Origin of the sequence: Nocardia terpenica (genome assembly GCF_013186535.1) — a bacterium.
GTDB lineage: Bacteria > Actinomycetota > Actinomycetes > Mycobacteriales > Mycobacteriaceae > Nocardia > Nocardia terpenica.
The window spans coordinates 49,830-65,566 of record NZ_JABMCZ010000001.1; the positions used below are offsets into that span (position 1 = coordinate 49,830).

Genomic DNA, 15,737 nt, shown 5'->3' on the forward strand with positions numbered 1-15,737 from the left:
ACCCGGACGAGTGTGACATAGGACACGCGACACGAACCCCGCCGAACCGGATGTATCGCCCGGTTCCCCTAGCCTGGACGGCGAAGCAACCAGCACGAATGCTGTCACCAACGAGCGAGTCGGAGTCGAGCATGACGAAGAAGTCGCAACCGCAGGGTCGGTCCTCCGGGGAGCTGGGGCCCGCGCAGCGGGACGCCGCCTGGGAGCGGCTGGGGACGAATCATTTCGACATGATCGTGATCGGCGGCGGTGTGGTGGGGGCGGGCATCGCGCTGGACGCGGCCACCCGGGGCCTCGAGGTGGCGTTGGTGGAGGCCCGCGACCTGGCCTCGGGCACCTCGAGCCGCTCGTCGAAGATGTTCCACGGCGGCCTGCGCTATCTCGAGCAGCTGGAGTTCGGGTTGGTCCGCGAGGCGCTGCACGAGCGCGAGCTGAGCCTGAAAACCCTTGCGCCCCATCTGGTCAAGCCGTTGCGCTTCCTCTACCCGCTGACCCACCGGCTCTGGGAGCGGCCGTACGTGGCCGCGGGCCTGGTGCTCTACGACACCATGGGCGGCGCGAAATCCGTTCCGGGACAGCATCATGTCACCCGGTCCGGGGCGCTGCGGCTGTCGCCCGGCCTGCGCCGCGACGCGCTGATCGGCGGAGTCACCTACTACGACACCGTCGTCGACGACGCCCGGCACACCATGACCGTGGCCCGCACCGCCGCCCACTACGGCGCGGTGGTCCGCACCTCGACGCAGGTGGTCGGTTTCCTGCGGGAGGCCGACCGGGTGGTGGGCGTGAAGGTGCGCGACAGCGAGGACGGCCGCACCACCGAGGTGCGCGGGCACGTGGTCGTCAATGCCACCGGCGTGTGGACCGACGAGATCCAGGCGCTGTCGCATCAGCGCGGCCGCTTCCACGTGCGTGCCTCCAAGGGTGTGCACGTGGTGGTGCCGCGCGACCGGATCGCCAGCGATGCCGCGCTCATCCTGCGCACGCCGACCTCGGTGCTGTTCGTGATTCCGTGGGGCAGCAATCACTGGATCGTCGGAACCACCGACACCGATTGGAATCTCGACCTGGCCCACCCCGCCGCGACCAAGGCCGATATCGACTATCTGCTGGAGCGGGTCAACGAGGTGCTGGTCACCCCGCTCACCCACGACGATATCCAGGGTGTGTACGCGGGGCTGCGGCCGCTGCTGGCGGGGGAGAGCGACGAGACCTCGAAGCTGTCGCGCGAGCACGCGGTGGCGCGCATCGCGCCCGGCCTGGTCGCCATCGCGGGCGGCAAGTACACCACCTACCGCGTCATGGCCTACGACGCGGTCGACGCAGCGGCACAGGACATTCCGCAGCGGGTGTCGCCGACCATCACCGAAAAGGTGCCGCTGCTGGGCGCCGACGGCTACTTCGCGCTGCTGAATCAGACGACCCACCTGGCGCAGACCTACGGCGTGCACCCGTACCGCATCGACCATCTGCTGAACCGCTACGGCTCGCTGATCTCCGACGTGCTCGACCTCGCCGAGGGCAAACCCGAACTGCTGCAACCGATTACCGACGCCCCCAGCTACCTGCGGGTGGAGGCGATATACGCGGCCGCCGCCGAGGGCGCCCTGCACCTGGACGACATCCTGGCCCGCCGCACCCGCATCTCCATCGAGTACTCCCACCGCGGCGTGAACTGCTCCCGCGAGGTGGCAGAACTGGTGGCCCCCATCCTCGGCTGGAACAAATCCGCCATCGAACGCGAGGTCACCACCTACAACGCCCGCGTGGACGCCGAGGTCCACTCCCAAACCCAACCCGACGACATCTCCGCCGACGCCCTCCGAGCCGCAGCCCCCGAGCCCCGCCCCGAAATCCTGGAACCCGTCCCCACCGACGGCTGACCGACGGTTCCGGCCAAAAGCACGCCGGAACCACTGGATGTGCCCGCCGGAACCATTGGACGTGCACGCCGGAACCTGCCCGGGTGGCTCGACGCCCCGGCCAACGAGCCACCCGAGCCAGCCCCTACCAGCCCGACTCGCCAGGTCGTGGTCCTGGCGTGCCAATCCTCTGGTCCTGGCGTGCCGACCCTTTGGTCCTGGCGTGCCAATCCTCTGGTCCTGGCGTGCCGACCCTTTGATCCTGGCGTGCCGATCCCTTGGTCCCGGTGTGCCGATCCCTTGGTCCTGGCGTGCCGATCCCTTGGTCCTGGCGTGCCGACCCCCTGATCCCAGCGTGCCAACCCCTGATCCCGGCGTGCTTTTGGCCGGGATCACGCCCGCCTAGTTCGACAGGTACAGGTAGAACAGGCCGTCGCCGCCCTGGCGGCAGTCCCAGTGGGTCCACTTGTCGTTGTCGCGGTCGACCTGGACTTCGGGGCCGTCGGCCTGGCAGGCGGCGAGGGTGGCGTAGTTGCCCTCGACCTGGATCTCGTCGGCGGCGGCCAGGCCGGTGCCGACGGTGAGGACGCCCAGGGCGATGGCGCCGGCGGCGAAAACGGTCTTGATCATCTGGATTTCTCCTCTCGCGATGGCGCGAATGTCCGCGCCGGAGAAAGGAAACCAAGCGCAGTATGACTATTTCGTGACCGTGTGCGGCGCCCGATCGGCACCGGTTTCGACGCCCGCCGCCCACGCGGTCAGCGACCCGAGGTAGCGGCGCACCAGGTCGTCCGGATACCGGTCCGGGTCGTCGAGATGCAGCCGGGCCAATTCCTCCATGGCGGCCAACAGGATTCGCTGCGTCGGGCCGTCGGGATCGATCGGCACGCCGAGCACGCGCGACAGCTGCCGCGCCCCGATCGAGCGGGCGTAGGCCCGGCCGACCTCGATCCGCTCGCGCAACTGCGGCGGCGCCCCGTCCGGCGGGCGCAGGATGATCCGCCAACTGTCCGGGGCCGCATGCAGATACGCCAGGATCCCGGCGCTCATCGCGGCGGGATCGTCGAACTCGGGCCCGGCCACACCGGCCATCCCCGCGGCGGCGACCGCCGATTCGCGATCCAGCAGCGCGGTGATCAGCCCCGCGAGATCGACGAACTGCTGATAGACGACGGTGCGGGTGACCCCCGCGCAGCGCGCCACCCGGTCGATGGTCACGCCGCCGAACCCCTCGGCGGCGACGATCTCGCGCGCCACATCCAGCAGCTGCGTCCTGCGGTCGGCGCCGGACATGCGCCGTCGGCCGGTGGATTGCTCGGTCACGTTCCCGACGGTAGCGCGAGCAGCAGCTCCACCGCGGCGGCCGCGCTCTGCACGGCGCTCTCCATCGTGGCCGACCAGTCGGTGGCGGTCCAGTCTCCGGCCAGCGCCAGCGTCGGCACCGAGGTGCGCTGCGCGGGCCGCAGCCCGTGCGTGCCGACCACCTGGGAGAAGGTGGCCTTCGGCATCCGGACAACCTGCGCCGCAACCACATTCGCCTTCGCCGCGGCCGGGTAGTAGCGGCGCAGCAGGGCCGTCTGCTCGGTCACGATCTCGTCGGTGGTCCGGTGGATCTGGCGGTAGGCCCCGCTGGTGGTCAGGCAGTACAGCCAGCCGCGCTCGGTCGGCCGCCCGTGCATGCGCTGCCGATCGAAGACCTCGTCGATGACGCCGGTGCCGCCGATCAGTGCCTCGCAGGCGTTCTCGGTGCCCAGCGGTCGATCCAGGTACAGATTGGTGCTGACGATCGGCGTGCACCCCAATTTGTCCGCGGCGGAATAGATGTCGGAATGCTCGGGCAGATCGTCGAGCAGCCCGCCGACGGCCGAGTTGGGCACCGCGCAGATCGCCGCGTCGGCCGGGAGCACGGTCCCGTCCGCCAGCGTCACCCCGGTGACCCGGCCGTCGGCGATGTCGATCCGCCGGGCGATGCTGCGGTAGCGCACCTCGACCCCGTGGCGCGCGAACACCTCCAGCGCGCCGGTGACGAACAGGGTGTCGAGATCGACGGTCGGATAGCCGATGGTGACCGGTACCCGATGCCGCAGGCCGAGGCGGATCCCGGTCGCCAGCACATCCGCGAACACCTTCGCCGACTCCTGCTGCACCGGTTCGGCGGCGATGCCGAGAGCCAGCCAGTCCCACAGGGCTTCGCGCGCGGTGGCGGGCATGCCGATCCGCTGGAACCACTGCTCGGTGGTGAGATCCGCCAGATCCGCGGGCTGGCGCAGGCATTCGCGGGCCAGCCGCAGCGTGGCCCGAGCGGCGCGCAGCCGGTCCGGCAGGCCCGCGTCGGGATGCGCGCCGAGCAGGGTCTTCAGCGCCGCCGGGCCCGCGGTCACCAGCGTCGCGGTGCGGCCGCCGGGCCAGCGCAGGGTGCCGCGATTCGGGAAGGCGACGAAGCGCCGGGTACCGACGCTGTCCAGGTAGCGGAACAGCTGGTGGTAGCCGCTGGCGATCACGTGCTGGCCGTTGTCGGGAACATCGCCCAGCGCCGCCACCCGCATCGCGTGGGTGCGCCCGCCGAGCCGCCCGCGGCGTTCGAGCAGGGTGACCTGCTTACCGGCCTCGGCGAGCCAGACGGCGGAGGCGAGCCCGGCCAGGCCACCTCCGATGACCACGTACCGGCGTGGGTCCGCACCCATGGCGGTCCTCCTCACTCAACTTACAATTTGTAAGTTAAGCGCGAGTCGCGGTGCGCGGTCAAGGGATTCGGCGTGCGGATCGTCGTCAGCGCGGCGCGGTGACCGGCGGTCGCGGCGTGGGAACGGGAACCGCACTGCTCGATCCGGTCTGCTGCAGCAGCAGATAGGTGAACACGATGGTGGCCGCGGTGGCCACCGACGCAACGAGCAGTTGCGCGGCAATTCGCGCGCGGCGCCGCGGCCTTGTCGTCGCGATAATCATTTGCCTGGTTTCCTGTCGAGCCGCGAAGGGTGTCGCAGAGATGGTCGCGGTTCATGCTCACGGCGTTAGCAATTGAGTGGCAAATGACACGTTCGGGCCGGTCAGGCGGGTGGCGGCTGGCAGCGCGGGCAGAAGTAGATGCCGCGCTCGGCCCGGGTCGCGGTGTCGTCGGCGAGCAGGTGGACGACGATGCCGTTGCCGCAGCGGCGGCAGGGCTGCCGCTGCCGCCCGTAGGCGAGCGTGCGCCACGGTGGCCGGTAGGCCGCCTGCTCCAGCACGCGATGCGCCTCGTCGACGAGCCCCGACAGATCCTCGATCGCGCCGACGGGCGTGGCCGGATGAACGCGCCGCCGATAGCAGATCTCGCTGCGATAGATATTGCCGATGCCCGCCAGATTGCGCTGGTCGAGCAGGGCCAGGCCGATGGGCTGGTCCGGATGTTCGGCCAGGCGGCGGGTCGCCTCGGCCGCATCCCAATTCGGGCCGAGCAGATCCGGGCCGAGATGATCGATGGCGGTGTGTTCGTCGGCGCGACGCAGCACCTCCACCAGGCCCAGCGAGAATCCGACCGCCTCGGCGTCGGCGGTGGCCAGCACCAGCCGCGCGGTGAAGCCGGGCTTGGACCAGCGCTCGCCGGGCCGGTGCACCCGCCACGAGCCCTCCATCTTCAGGTGGGTGTGGATGCTGACGGCCGGGGTGCGGACGAACAGGTGCTTGCCGTAGGTGCCGACGCTCTCGACCGGTTGCCCGCTCAGATCCAGCGTGGCGTAGCGCGGTACTCGGAAGTCGGTGCGCGTCAACGTCTTCCCGGCCAGGGCCGAGCGCAGCCGGGCGGCGGTCAGATAGACGGAGTCACCCTCGGGCACGGCCGCCTCGCGTCACGGGGTTCTCCGGAGCCGGAAGCCGCGCGGGGTCGGGGCGAAGCCCGCCTCGGTGAGGAAGGCGGCGAAGGTGTTGCCGTGCACCGATTCTCCGTCGACCCGATCGATGACCAGCGAGTCGACGCGCCGGTCGTGGACCAGGGCCGCGAGCGCGGTGGCGGCCCTGGTGCGCGCCTGCGGGTCCTCGGTGAAGGTGAGCAGGGTCTTGCCGCCCCGCTCCAGGTACAGGGTGAGCTCGCCGTCGATCAGCACGACCAGCGCGCCCGCCTTGCGCCCCGGGCGGTGCCCGGCGCCCTCGCCCGCGTTCTTGGGCCACGGCAGCGCCGCGCCGTACGGATTCGCCGGATCGCAGGCGGCCAGCGTGACGGCGGTGCCCGGGGTGCGGTCGGGGCGGTCCGTCTCGAACGACCGCAGCCGGTCCACCACGTCGGTGGTGGAGAACTGCGCGCCGCCCAGCGAGTCCACGAAATAGCCGCGGCGGCACCGCCCGCGATCCTCGAACTCGGTGAGCACCCGGTACATGAGCGCGAACCCGCCCGGCACGCCCTCGCCCTGCACCGAGCCGCGGGTGAGCACGCCGTAGCGCTCCAGCAGCAGATCGGCGGTGGCGTGCGCGCGAATCGTGGTGTCCGACACCCGATCCGGCAGCAGCGACCAGCGCCCGGCGACGGTCGGCGGCCCGCTTCGGGTGGGCATGTTCGGCCGCGGCAGATACATGCGCCCGCGCGGGGTCCGGCGCGGCGTGCGATGCGCGGTGGTGGTGCGGGTGGTGCCGGACAGCAGTGCCCGCACCGGCGCGAAGGTATCCCCGGCGACATGCCCGGCCCACACCAGTTCCCAGAGCGCCGACGCCACCGCCGCATCGTCGAGCAAACCTGTGGCATCGGATAATTGGCGGAAGAAGTAGGCCCCGCCGACGGACGGCACCACGTGCAGCGGAGTCGGCTCGCTTTCGGATGACGACTTCGAATCGGCTTGTGCCGCATGAAGTTCGGTGCCGGATGAGGAACTGAACGGCCCGTCGGCACCGGCTGCATTCGGCGCCGGGGACCGCGCCTCCGAACCGTCGGCGCTGCGGTTCGTCCGGTTCGGTCGCGTGCCTGCGGTCGGATTACCTTCCGGCCCAGTCGATTCCGGCACCAAGGTAGCTCCCAGGGCCAATAACAACTGGATCTGAGTCTCGGTGAAATCGATGTCGTCGGGCGGGGGGAGGGTGAATCCGGCCTGGTCGGCGAGGTGCAGGGCGATCCAGCCGTCCTTGGCGGTGATCGCGCCGTGCCCGGACCAGATGACCTCGCCGGTGGCCATGAGCTCGTCGAGCATGGCGGGGGAGTAGTCGCGCACCCGGGACGGCAGGATGAGCGACTCCCAGGCCGAGGCCGGAATCGGCACGCCCGCAAGCTGTTCCACCACCGCCGCGACCCCGTCCACCCCGCGCAGCTCGCCGGTGCCGACGTGCTGCCAGGCGGGCAGGAAGCGGGCGAAGGCCGCGGTCGCGACCGGTTCGACCTCCTTGCGGGCCGCCGCCAGCGACCGCCGCCGCAGCCGCCGCAACACCTCGGCATCGCACCATTCCGCGCCCGCAGAGCCGGGCGTGAATTCGCCCTCCACCACGCGCTTCTCACCGGCCAGCCGGTGCAGCGCGGTGGCCACCACGGCCGGGCCGAGCCCGAACCGACGCGCCGCGGCATCCAGCGTGAAGGGCCCGTGCGTGCGGGCATAGCGGCCGACGAGGTCGCCCAGCGGGTCGGCCACCGGCTCGATGAAGGCGGCCGGGGTGCCGATCGGCAGCGGCACCCCGAGCGCGTCGCGCAGCCGGGACGCGTCCTCCACGGCCACCCACCACTGCCGCCCGGCGAACGAAACCTCCAGGGCGCGACGGGCCTTCGCCAGCTCGGCGAACCAGGGCGCGGGGTCGCCCTGGCTGCGCAGCGCCGCCTCCTCGGGGGTGAGCGGGCCGAGCAGCCGCAGCAGGTCGGCGAGCGCCTCGGCGTCGCGGGCCTGCCGCTCGGGCGTGAGCCGCTGCAGTTCCCGCCCGGTCTGCGCGATGACCTCGGCGTCCAGCAGCTCGCGCAGCTCCACCCGGCCGAGCAGCTCGGCGAGCAGCCCGGCGTCCAGCGACAGCGCGGCGGCCCGGCGTTCGGCCAGCGGGCTGTCGCCCTCGTAGATGAACTGGCCGATGTAGTCGAACAGCAGCGTGTTCGCGAACGGGGACGGCGCGGCGGTCTCCACCTCGACCAGCCGTAGCTTGCGGCGCGCGACCCCGGACAGCAGCTCCCGCAGCGCGGGCAGGTCGTACACGTCCTGCAGGCATTCGCGCACGGTCTCGAGCAGCATCGGGAAATCGGGGAATTTGCGTGCCACGTCCAGCAATTGGGCCGCGCGCTGACGCTGCTGCCACAGCGGCGCCCGCCGCCCCGGATCGCGGCGGGGCAGCAGCAGCGCCCGCGCCGAGCATTCCCGGAACCGCGACGCGAACAGCGCCGACCCGCCGACCTGCTCGGTGACCACCTCGTCGATCTCGTCGGGTTCGAAGACGAACAGCTCCGCGCCCGGCGGATCGTCGGTGGTGTCGGGCAGGCGCACCACGATGCCGTCGTCGGCGGCGGTGGGCGCGGCGTCCACCCCGAACCGCTCGCGCAGGCGCGCGCCGATGGCCAGCGCCCACGGCGCGTGCACCGGAAGACCGTACGGCGAGTGCAGGATCAGCCGCCAGTCGCCGATCTCGTCGCGGAAACGCTCCACCAGCAGCGTGCGGTCGGTGGGCAGGTGTCCGGTGGCCTGGCGCTGATCGGCCAGCAACGACACCAGGTTCGCGGTCGCGAAGTCGTCCAGGCCCGCCTCGTGCGCCGCCCGCTCGAGATCGGCCGCCGCGCCGCGCTCGACGGCCTGGCCGGTGGTGCGGATGAATTCGCCCAGGGCCGCGCCCAATTCGGCCGGGCGGCCCAGCAGGTCGCCGTGCCAGAAGGGGAGTCGGCCCGGCAGGCCGAAGGCGGGGGTGACCAGGACCCGGTCGTGGGTGATCTCCTCGATGCGCCAGCTGGTGGCGCCGAGCGCGAACACATCGCCGACCCGCGACTCGTAGACCATCTCCTCGTCGAGTTCGCCGACGCGCGAGGCGCGTTCGCCGACCATGTACACCGGGAACAGGCCGCGGTCGGGAATCGCCCCGCCGGAGGTGACCGCGAGCCGCTGCGCGCCCGGCCGCCCGGTGAGCGTGCCCGCGTCGCGGTCCCACACCACGCGCGGGCGCAGCTCGGAGAACTCGTCGGAGGGGTAGCGGCCCGACAGCAGGTCCAGCACGGACTCGTAGGCCGAGCGCGGCAGCGACGCGTAACTGCCGGTGGTGCGGACGATGTCGAACCAGGCGTCGACATCGATCGGCTCCAGCGCGCAGGCGGCCACGGTCTGCTGGGCCAGGATGTCTAGCGGATGCGCGGGGATCTTCAGCTCCTCGATGCGGCCCTCCGTCATCCGCCGGGAGGCGACCGCGCAGTGGATGACGTCGGTGCGATGCTTGGGAAAGATGACCCCGCGCGAGATCTCACCCACCTGATGCCCGGCCCGGCCGATGCGCTGCAGCCCGCTGGCCACCGACGGCGGCGCCTCCACCTGCACCACCAGATCGACCGCGCCCATATCGATGCCGAGCTCCAGGCTGCTGGTCGCCACCACGCAGCGCAACCGGCCGCTCTTGAGGTCGTCCTCGATGACGGCGCGCTGCTCCTTGCTCACCGAGCCGTGATGGGCGCGCGCCAACAGCGATGAGCCGCCGTGCGATACGTCGTGCGGCAGGCCCAGCTGGGTCGGATTCTCGTGCCGGATCTCCTGCGGGTCGCCGAGCCGGGCGGCGTACGCCTCGTTCAGCCGGGCGGTGAGGCGCTCGGACAGGCGGCGGGAATTGGCGAACACGATGGAGGATCGGTGGCCCAGCACCAGGTCCACGATCGCCTCGTCGACGTGCGGCCAGATGGAGCCGGGCCGGTCGTCGGAATCCGATGGCAGCTCGGTCATGTCGGCCACCGGCACCCGCACCGACAGGTCGAAGGTCTTGGGCGCGGGCGGGGACACGATGGTGATGGGGGCCGCGCCCACCAGGAACCGGCCCACCTCCTCCGGCGGCCGCACCGTGGCCGACAACCCGATGCGCTGCGCGGGCCGCTCGGTGAACAGGTCCAGCCGGGCCAGCGAAAGCGCCAGGTGGGCACCGCGTTTGGACCCGGCGATGGCGTGCACCTCGTCGACGATGACGGTGCCGACCTCGCTCAGCGTCTCGCGGGCGCCGGAAGTCAGCATGAGATACAGCGATTCGGGCGTGGTGATGAGGATGTCGGGCGGCGTGCGCTGCAGGGCCCGCCGCCCGGCCGCGCTGGTGTCGCCCGACCGCACCCCGACGCTGATCTCCGGCGCGGGCAGCCCGAGCCGCTTCGCCGTCTGCGTGACACCGACCAGCGGGGCCCGCAGATTGCGCTCCACATCCACCGCGAGCGCCTTCAGCGGCGAAATATAGAGCACCGCAGTTTTGCGCGGCGCCTGCGACGGTTCCCGCGCGGCCAGCCGATCGATCGCCCAGAGGAAGGCAGACAGCGTCTTTCCCGAACCGGTCGGCGCGACGACCAGCGTGTGCTGCCCATCGGCGATCGCCTTCCACGCGCCCAGCTGAGCGGCCGTCGGCGCGGGAAACGCACCGTCGAACCACTCGCGGGTGGGGCGGGAGAACTGATCCACGACCCCCAGTCTGCACCCGCCCACCGACAGGTTCACCGCCGCCGCGATCCGGGCGGACGGCGGGCGCGATGCTACGCCGCGGCAACCGCGCGGGGAGCGAGCCTCGGGGCCGCGAACGACCGAGCGGAGCGAGGCCATCAAACACCGCGCAATCGCGGCACGGTATGCCGCGCATCGCCGTAGGCTTCCATACCGTGCACAAGGTGCTCCGACTCGACTTGGTCAGTCATGGCATGACCGAGGCGATGCGCAAAGCACGATTCCCCGTGGACGAGCCCCTCACCGAGGCCGGTCGGCTCGCGGTCGCCGCCTCCGGACGACTGCATGCCGCCCGGGTGCTCACCGCGCCCGAGCGCCGCGCGATCGAGACCGCGGCGCTGCTCGGGCTGCTGGGTGAGGAGGACGACCGGCTGCGCGACCTGGATGCGGGCGCGTGGCGCGGCGGCGAGCTGATGTCGGTGCCGCAGGACGAGCTCTACGCCTGGCTCACCGATCCGAAGTTCCGCGGCCACGGCGGCGAGGCCGTGATCGACGTGATCGCGCGCACCCGGGAATGGCTCACCGACATGGCCGGGCAGGGCCTGCCGACCATCGCCGTGACCCACCCCGCGGTCATCCGCGCGGCCCTGCTGATCACCCTGGACGCCCCCGCAAAATCGTTCTGGCGCATCGACATCCCACCGGTCAGCATCACTCGCCTGCATTACCGAGGGGAGTGGACGCTGCACTTCCGAACCTGACACGGTCGTCGCCCGTCGTGTTCGGGAGGGCCGACCGCATGAGCAGGCGGATGGCGTCGGAGACGAGGCGGGCCGACAACGTGGGATCGATGGCGCGCTGAATGCCCAGGCCGAGGCCGAGACTCAGGACCGAGGTGGCGGCGTCCTCGGCGGGGAGGGGGAGGGTGACGCCCATATCGTGCGCGAGCAGTTGCAGCTGGGCCGCGATCGTGCCGCGGACCAGGGCCAGGTTGGACACCAACGCGGCCTGCAGGTCCGGGTCGTCGCGGGCGACGATGGCGAATTCGAATTCCAGCATGGTCCAGCCGACGTCGCCGAGCGTGCGTTCGGCCCACCGCTGGAAGCGCCCCAGGCGCTCATCCAGCGTGCCGCCCGCGGCGAGCAGCGCGGTGACCTCCGCGAACTTGCTCTCGTGGATATCGGCGAGCACCTGCAGGCACAGCTCGGACTTGGTGCGGAAGTTCGAATACACCGCGCCCTTGGAATATCCGGCCGCCTCGGCGACCCGCTCCAGGCCGGTCCGGGCATACCCCTCGGCCAGGAACAGCTCGCGGGCCGTGGCGAGCAGGTCGGCGCGGGTGCGGGCCTGGGTCTCGGTGCGGGTCAGTCGTGCCATGCCGCGATTCTAAGTTCCACGGGATTTCGAATACCGCCGGTATTTACATTCTGATATGTTCGCAACTATGAGTAACGGTAACCGGTCTCTCCGTCGTGGCCTGGCCCTCGGATGCGGCGGCACGCTCGGCGCGGCCTGGATCGTCGCCGCGCTGGCCGCGGTGCGCGACGCGCTGGACTGGGACCCGTGCGCGGCGGACGTGCTGATCGGTACCTCGGCGGGCGCGGAACTGGTCACCATGCTCGGCAGCGGCATCGGCGTGGACGAGCTGATCGCCCTGCAGCGCGGCACCACGACGCATCCGGTGCTCGCCCGCCACCTGCGCGACCAACCCGCCCGCTTCCCGCCGCCGCCCCGGCCGCGGCTCGGTGCGCCCCGAAACGCCCTGCGCGGCCTGCGATCTCCGCAGGGCCTGCTGACCGCCGGGAGCGCGCTGCTACCCGTCGGCGGCGGCGACGCGGGCTGGCTGGAACGCCTGGCGACCGGATTGAATCCGGGCCGCGACTGGGTGGCGCACCCCGCCACCTGGCTCGTCGCCATGGATTACGGCAGCGGCGCGCGGGTCGCCTTCGGGTCCCCCGCCGCCCCGGCCGCTCCGCTGGGCGCGGCCCTGCGCGCCTCCTGGGCGGTGCCCGGCTGGTTCCCGCCCGTGGTCATCGGCGGCCGCCGCTACATCGACGGCGGCGCCGCCTCCACCGCGTCGGTGGATCTGCTCGAGCATCAGGGCCTGGACGAGCTGGTGGTGCTGGCGCCGATGGCCTCGACCGGCCGCATTCCGGCCACCGGGCCGGGACATCTGCTGGAACGGCAGCTGCGAAATCGGATGAGCGCCACCCTCGATGCCGAAATCGCCGCGGTCCGGGCGGCCGGTACCAAGGTGTTGCGGGTCGATGTCACCGCCGCCGATCTCGCGGTGACGGGCCCCAATTTCATGGACGGCCGCCGCCGTCTCGACACCTTCGAACACAGCCTGCGCAGCACCCGCCGCGCACTCGAGCAGGGAGTCTTCGCATGACCAACGACTATCCGGCCCTCCCGCTCACCGGCGCCCGGGTGCTGATCACCGGCGCGGGCCGCGGCATCGGGGCGGCCACCGCGGAACTGTTCGCGCGCAACGGATCCGAGGTGGCGATAGCCGATCTCGATCTCGCCGCCGCCGAGTCGACCGCCGCCCGGCTGGGCGCGCGCGCCTACGAACTGGACGTGCGCGACCGGGAGCGGTGGGACAAGGTGGTCGCCGAGCTGGGCCGCATCGACATCCTGGTGAACAATGCCGGGGTGATGCCCGCCGGATCGTTCCTCGACCAGCCGGAGTCGGTGGCGCACACCACCATCGACGTCAATGTGTGGGGCCTGATCCACGGCATGCGGGCGGTGGTACCCGGCATGATCGAGCGCGGGCGCGGGCACGTGGTCAACGTCGCCTCGCTGGCGGGCAAGATCCCGCTGCCCGGGCTCGCCGTGTACAACGCGAGCAAGTATGCGGCCGTGGGGCTTTCGGCCGCCACCCGGCTGGAGTTCGCCGTGCACGGGGTGAGCGTCAGCGCCGTGCTGCCCTCGGCGGTGCGCACCCGCCTGTCCTCCGGCTTCACCCTCGGCCGCGGCCTGCCGACCGTCGACCCCGCCGACGTCGCCGCCGCCGTCGTGAAGACCTGCCGCACCCGCCGCGCCGAGATCGCGGTCCCCGGCTACCTGACCCCGCTCGATCTCGCCTTCACCGCCGCCCCCGAGGGCCTCGTCCGCCTGATCCGCCGTGTCGTCGACGGCGACCGCGCCCTGCACCCCTCCGACGAGAAGGCCCGCACCGCCTACGAAGACGCGGTGCGGGCCATCGGCGCACAGGACTAGCCCAGCCGCTATCCGAACTTGATGCCCTGCGCCAGTGGCAGATCGTCGGAGTAGTTGACGGTGTTGGTCGCCCGGCGCATGTACGCCTTCCAGGAGTCCGAACCGGATTCGCGGCCCCCGCCGGTCTGCTTCTCGCCGCCGAAGGCGCCGCCGATCTCCGCGCCGGAGGTGCCGATATTGACGTTGGCGATGCCGCAGTCGGAGCCGTCGGCGGCCAGGAAGCGCTCGGCCTCGCGCTGGTCGCCGGTGAAGATCGCCGACGAAAGTCCCTGCGGCACTTCGTTGTGCAGCTCGATCGCGGCATCGAAGTCGGAGTAGGTGAGCACGTAGAGGATGGGCGCGAAGGTCTCCTCGCGAACCACCGCGGTCTGCGCGGGCATGCGCACGATCGCGGGCCGCACATAGTAGGAGTCCTCGCCGCCGATCTCGACTCGCTCGCCGCCGCAGACCAGTTCGCCACCATCGGCGACGGCGCGCTCGATCGCCTTCCGCATCGCCTCGTAGGCACGCCCGTTGATCAGCGGCCCCACCAGCACGTCGTCGTCGAGCGGACTGCCCACGGGCAGTTGGCGATACGCCTTCTCCAGCCGATCCACCAGTGCGCCCGCCACATCGGCGTGCGCGATCACCCGGCGCAGCGTGGTGCAGCGCTGACCGGCGGTGCCCGCCGCGCTGAAAACCACCGCGCGGGTGGCCAGTTCCAGATCGGCCGAGGACGTCACCACGGCCGCGTTGTTGCCGCCCAGCTCCAGCAGGCAGCGGCCGAACCGGGCCGCCACCCGCGGCGCGACGATCTGGCCCATGCGCACCGACCCGGTCGCGCTGACCAGCGCCACCCGCTCATCGTCGACCAGCCGCTGCCCGACGTCGGCCGCGCCCTGGACGAGCTGGTGGATCTCCGGGTCGATGCCGACCTCGGCGGCCGCGCGGCGCAGCAGGGTGTGGCAGGCCAGCGCCGTCAAAGGCGTTGTCTCCGAGGGCTTCCACACCACGGTGTCGCCACAGACCAGCGCGACCGCGGTGTTCCACGACCACACCGCCACCGGGAAGTTGAACGCCGACAGCACCCCGACCACGCCCAGCGGATGCCAGGTTTCCATGAGCCGGTGCCCCGGCCGCTCCGACGGCATGGTGTGCCCGTACAGCTGCCTGGACAACCCCACCGCGAACTCGCAGATGTCGATCATCTCCTGGACCTCGCCGCGGGCCTCGGGGCCGATCTTGCCGGCCTCCAGCGTGACCAGCTCGCCGAGCGCGTCCAGATGTTCGGTGAGCAGCTGCCCCAGCCGCCGCACCACGGCGGCGCGGCGCGGCGCGGGCACGGTGCGCCACTGCCGAAATGCGCTGGCCGCCTTGCCGATCGCCGCGTCGACCTCGGCCTCGGTGCTGGGCGCCAGCGTCGCCAGCTCACCGCCGGTGATGGGCGTGCGCGCCGACAGCGGGCCCGCCTCGGGCAGATCCGCGCCCAGCTCACGCAGCAATTCCGCGGCGCGGGCGCGCAGCTCGGCGGTGACGGGGGCGGTGCGTGCAGATGTCATACGTTTGCTCCAGGAGTCCGTTCGTACCACGACTTCGATTCGCTGAGTTAGCCTTCGCTGATGGCTGATGCACCAGCGAAACCTGCTATGGACGATATTGATCGACTACTGATCCGCGAACTCATGGCCGACGGACGGGCCACGCTCTCCAATCTCGCGGAGAAGGCCAACCTTTCGGTGTCCGCGGTGCAGTCGAGGGTGCGACGGCTCGAGGCGCGCGGGGTGATCCGCGGGTATACCGCCAAGGTCGACCCGGAGGCGCTGGGGCAGCTGCTGTCCGCGTTCGTCGCCATCACTCCTCTCGACCCGTCGTTACCCGATGATGCCCCCGCTCGCCTGCGGCACATCCCCGGCATCGAGGAATGCCATTCGGTAGCGGGGGAGGAAAGCTACGTCCTGCTCGTCCGAGTGGCATCGCCGCGGCATCTGGAGCAGCTGCTCCAGGAGATCAGGGCGACCGCCAACGTCAGGACTCGAAGCACCATCATTCTGCAGACATTCTATGACAGATGATGCGCGAACGTAACTTTTTCCTCCAAAACCGTAGCCATAGCGTAAAAATTTACGTAGCCTGGTTT

13 protein-coding genes are annotated in these 15,737 nt (G+C 71.2%); 5 read left to right on the forward strand and 8 right to left on the reverse strand.

Features of this window, described 5'->3' with window-relative positions; all coding sequences use genetic code 11:
• Positions 1-131 precede the first annotated feature (131 nt).
• A complete protein-coding gene (gene glpD, locus HPY32_RS00245; RefSeq protein ID WP_067581814.1) occupies positions 132-1,883 on the forward strand; it encodes a glycerol-3-phosphate dehydrogenase in 1,752 nt (583 codons plus the stop codon).
• Between the two features lie 381 nt (positions 1,884-2,264).
• Here glpD and HPY32_RS00250 read toward each other — a convergent pair whose 3' ends face one another.
• The 6 genes from HPY32_RS00250 to HPY32_RS00275 all read right to left on the reverse strand — a co-directional run bounded on the left by HPY32_RS00250 (position 2,265) and on the right by HPY32_RS00275 (position 10,417).
• A complete protein-coding gene (locus HPY32_RS00250) occupies positions 2,265-2,492 on the reverse strand; it encodes a hypothetical protein (RefSeq protein ID WP_067581817.1) in 228 nt (75 codons plus the stop codon).
• A gap of 66 nt (positions 2,493-2,558) precedes the next feature.
• A complete protein-coding gene (locus HPY32_RS00255; protein ID WP_067585407.1) occupies positions 2,559-3,155 on the reverse strand; it encodes a TetR/AcrR family transcriptional regulator in 597 nt (198 codons plus the stop codon).
• Positions 3,156-3,181: 26 nt separating this feature from the next.
• Positions 3,182-4,546, reverse strand: a complete 1,365-nt coding sequence (gene hpnE, locus HPY32_RS00260) for a hydroxysqualene dehydroxylase HpnE (RefSeq protein WP_067581820.1) — start codon at positions 4,544-4,546, stop codon at positions 3,182-3,184.
• 85 nt (positions 4,547-4,631) lie between these two features.
• Positions 4,632-4,808 carry a hypothetical protein gene (locus HPY32_RS00265; RefSeq protein WP_156674136.1) on the reverse strand — a complete coding sequence of 59 codons (177 nt, stop codon included), beginning with the start codon at positions 4,806-4,808 and terminating at the stop codon, positions 4,632-4,634.
• Between the two features lie 101 nt (positions 4,809-4,909).
• On the reverse strand, positions 4,910-5,674 hold the full coding sequence (locus HPY32_RS00270; RefSeq protein ID WP_067581822.1) for an Fpg/Nei family DNA glycosylase: 765 nt from the start codon (positions 5,672-5,674) through the stop codon (positions 4,910-4,912).
• 12 nt (positions 5,675-5,686) lie between these two features.
• Positions 5,687-10,417 carry an ATP-dependent helicase gene (locus HPY32_RS00275; RefSeq protein WP_082870873.1) on the reverse strand — a complete coding sequence of 1,577 codons (4,731 nt, stop codon included), beginning with the start codon at positions 10,415-10,417 and terminating at the stop codon, positions 5,687-5,689.
• A 233-nt stretch (positions 10,418-10,650) separates the two neighbouring features.
• On the opposite strand from HPY32_RS00275, the gene HPY32_RS00280 reads away from it, so the two are divergent.
• On the forward strand, positions 10,651-11,157 hold the full coding sequence (locus tag HPY32_RS00280; protein WP_156674137.1) for a histidine phosphatase family protein: 507 nt from the start codon (positions 10,651-10,653) through the stop codon (positions 11,155-11,157).
• On the opposite strand, the gene HPY32_RS00285 is transcribed toward HPY32_RS00280, so the two are convergent.
• The gene (locus tag HPY32_RS00285; protein WP_067581825.1) at positions 11,108-11,773 is read right to left on the reverse strand and encodes a TetR/AcrR family transcriptional regulator; all 666 of its coding nucleotides are present in this window, start codon (positions 11,771-11,773) and stop codon (positions 11,108-11,110) included. The genes HPY32_RS00280 and HPY32_RS00285 overlap by 50 nt on opposite strands.
• A gap of 67 nt (positions 11,774-11,840) precedes the next feature.
• On the opposite strand from HPY32_RS00285, the gene HPY32_RS00290 reads away from it, so the two are divergent.
• Entirely contained in the window at positions 11,841-12,788 is a 948-nt protein-coding gene (locus HPY32_RS00290) for a patatin-like phospholipase family protein (RefSeq protein ID WP_067585416.1), read from the forward strand.
• Positions 12,785-13,621: an SDR family oxidoreductase gene (locus tag HPY32_RS00295; RefSeq protein ID WP_067581828.1), complete on the forward strand. Its 837-nt coding sequence runs from the start codon at positions 12,785-12,787 to the stop codon at positions 13,619-13,621. The genes HPY32_RS00290 and HPY32_RS00295 overlap by 4 nt, the downstream gene beginning before the upstream one ends.
• A gap of 8 nt (positions 13,622-13,629) precedes the next feature.
• Here the strand turns inward: HPY32_RS00295 and amaB are convergent, their stop codons facing one another.
• Positions 13,630-15,159 carry an L-piperidine-6-carboxylate dehydrogenase gene (gene amaB, locus HPY32_RS00300; RefSeq protein ID WP_067581831.1) on the reverse strand — a complete coding sequence of 510 codons (1,530 nt, stop codon included), beginning with the start codon at positions 15,157-15,159 and terminating at the stop codon, positions 13,630-13,632.
• 60 nt (positions 15,160-15,219) lie between these two features.
• Here amaB and HPY32_RS00305 point away from each other — a divergent pair, with 60 nt between their 5' ends.
• Positions 15,220-15,672, forward strand: coding sequence for an Lrp/AsnC family transcriptional regulator (locus HPY32_RS00305; protein WP_067581834.1), 453 nt, complete (start codon positions 15,220-15,222; stop codon positions 15,670-15,672).
• Positions 15,673-15,737: the final 65 nt, after the last annotated feature.

Excerpts from the sequence above, each read along its gene's own strand:
- glpD (WP_067581814.1), top strand. The coding sequence starts at position 132 with ATGACGAAGAAGTCGCAACCGCAGGGTCGGTCCTCCGGGGAGCTGGGG.
- HPY32_RS00250 (WP_067581817.1), bottom strand. The coding sequence starts at position 2,492 with ATGATCAAGACCGTTTTCGCCGCCGGCGCCATCGCCCTGGGCGTCCTC.
- HPY32_RS00255 (WP_067585407.1), bottom strand. The coding sequence starts at position 3,155 with ATGTCCGGCGCCGACCGCAGGACGCAGCTGCTGGATGTGGCGCGCGAG.
- hpnE (WP_067581820.1), bottom strand. The coding sequence starts at position 4,546 with ATGGGTGCGGACCCACGCCGGTACGTGGTCATCGGAGGTGGCCTGGCC.
- HPY32_RS00265 (WP_156674136.1), bottom strand. The coding sequence starts at position 4,808 with ATGATTATCGCGACGACAAGGCCGCGGCGCCGCGCGCGAATTGCCGCG.
- HPY32_RS00280 (WP_156674137.1), top strand. The coding sequence starts at position 10,651 with ATGACCGAGGCGATGCGCAAAGCACGATTCCCCGTGGACGAGCCCCTC.
- HPY32_RS00285 (WP_067581825.1), bottom strand. The coding sequence starts at position 11,773 with ATGGCACGACTGACCCGCACCGAGACCCAGGCCCGCACCCGCGCCGAC.
- HPY32_RS00290 (WP_067585416.1), top strand. The coding sequence starts at position 11,841 with ATGAGTAACGGTAACCGGTCTCTCCGTCGTGGCCTGGCCCTCGGATGC.
- HPY32_RS00295 (WP_067581828.1), top strand. The coding sequence starts at position 12,785 with ATGACCAACGACTATCCGGCCCTCCCGCTCACCGGCGCCCGGGTGCTG.
- amaB (WP_067581831.1), bottom strand. The coding sequence starts at position 15,159 with ATGACATCTGCACGCACCGCCCCCGTCACCGCCGAGCTGCGCGCCCGC.
- HPY32_RS00305 (WP_067581834.1), top strand. The coding sequence starts at position 15,220 with ATGGCTGATGCACCAGCGAAACCTGCTATGGACGATATTGATCGACTA.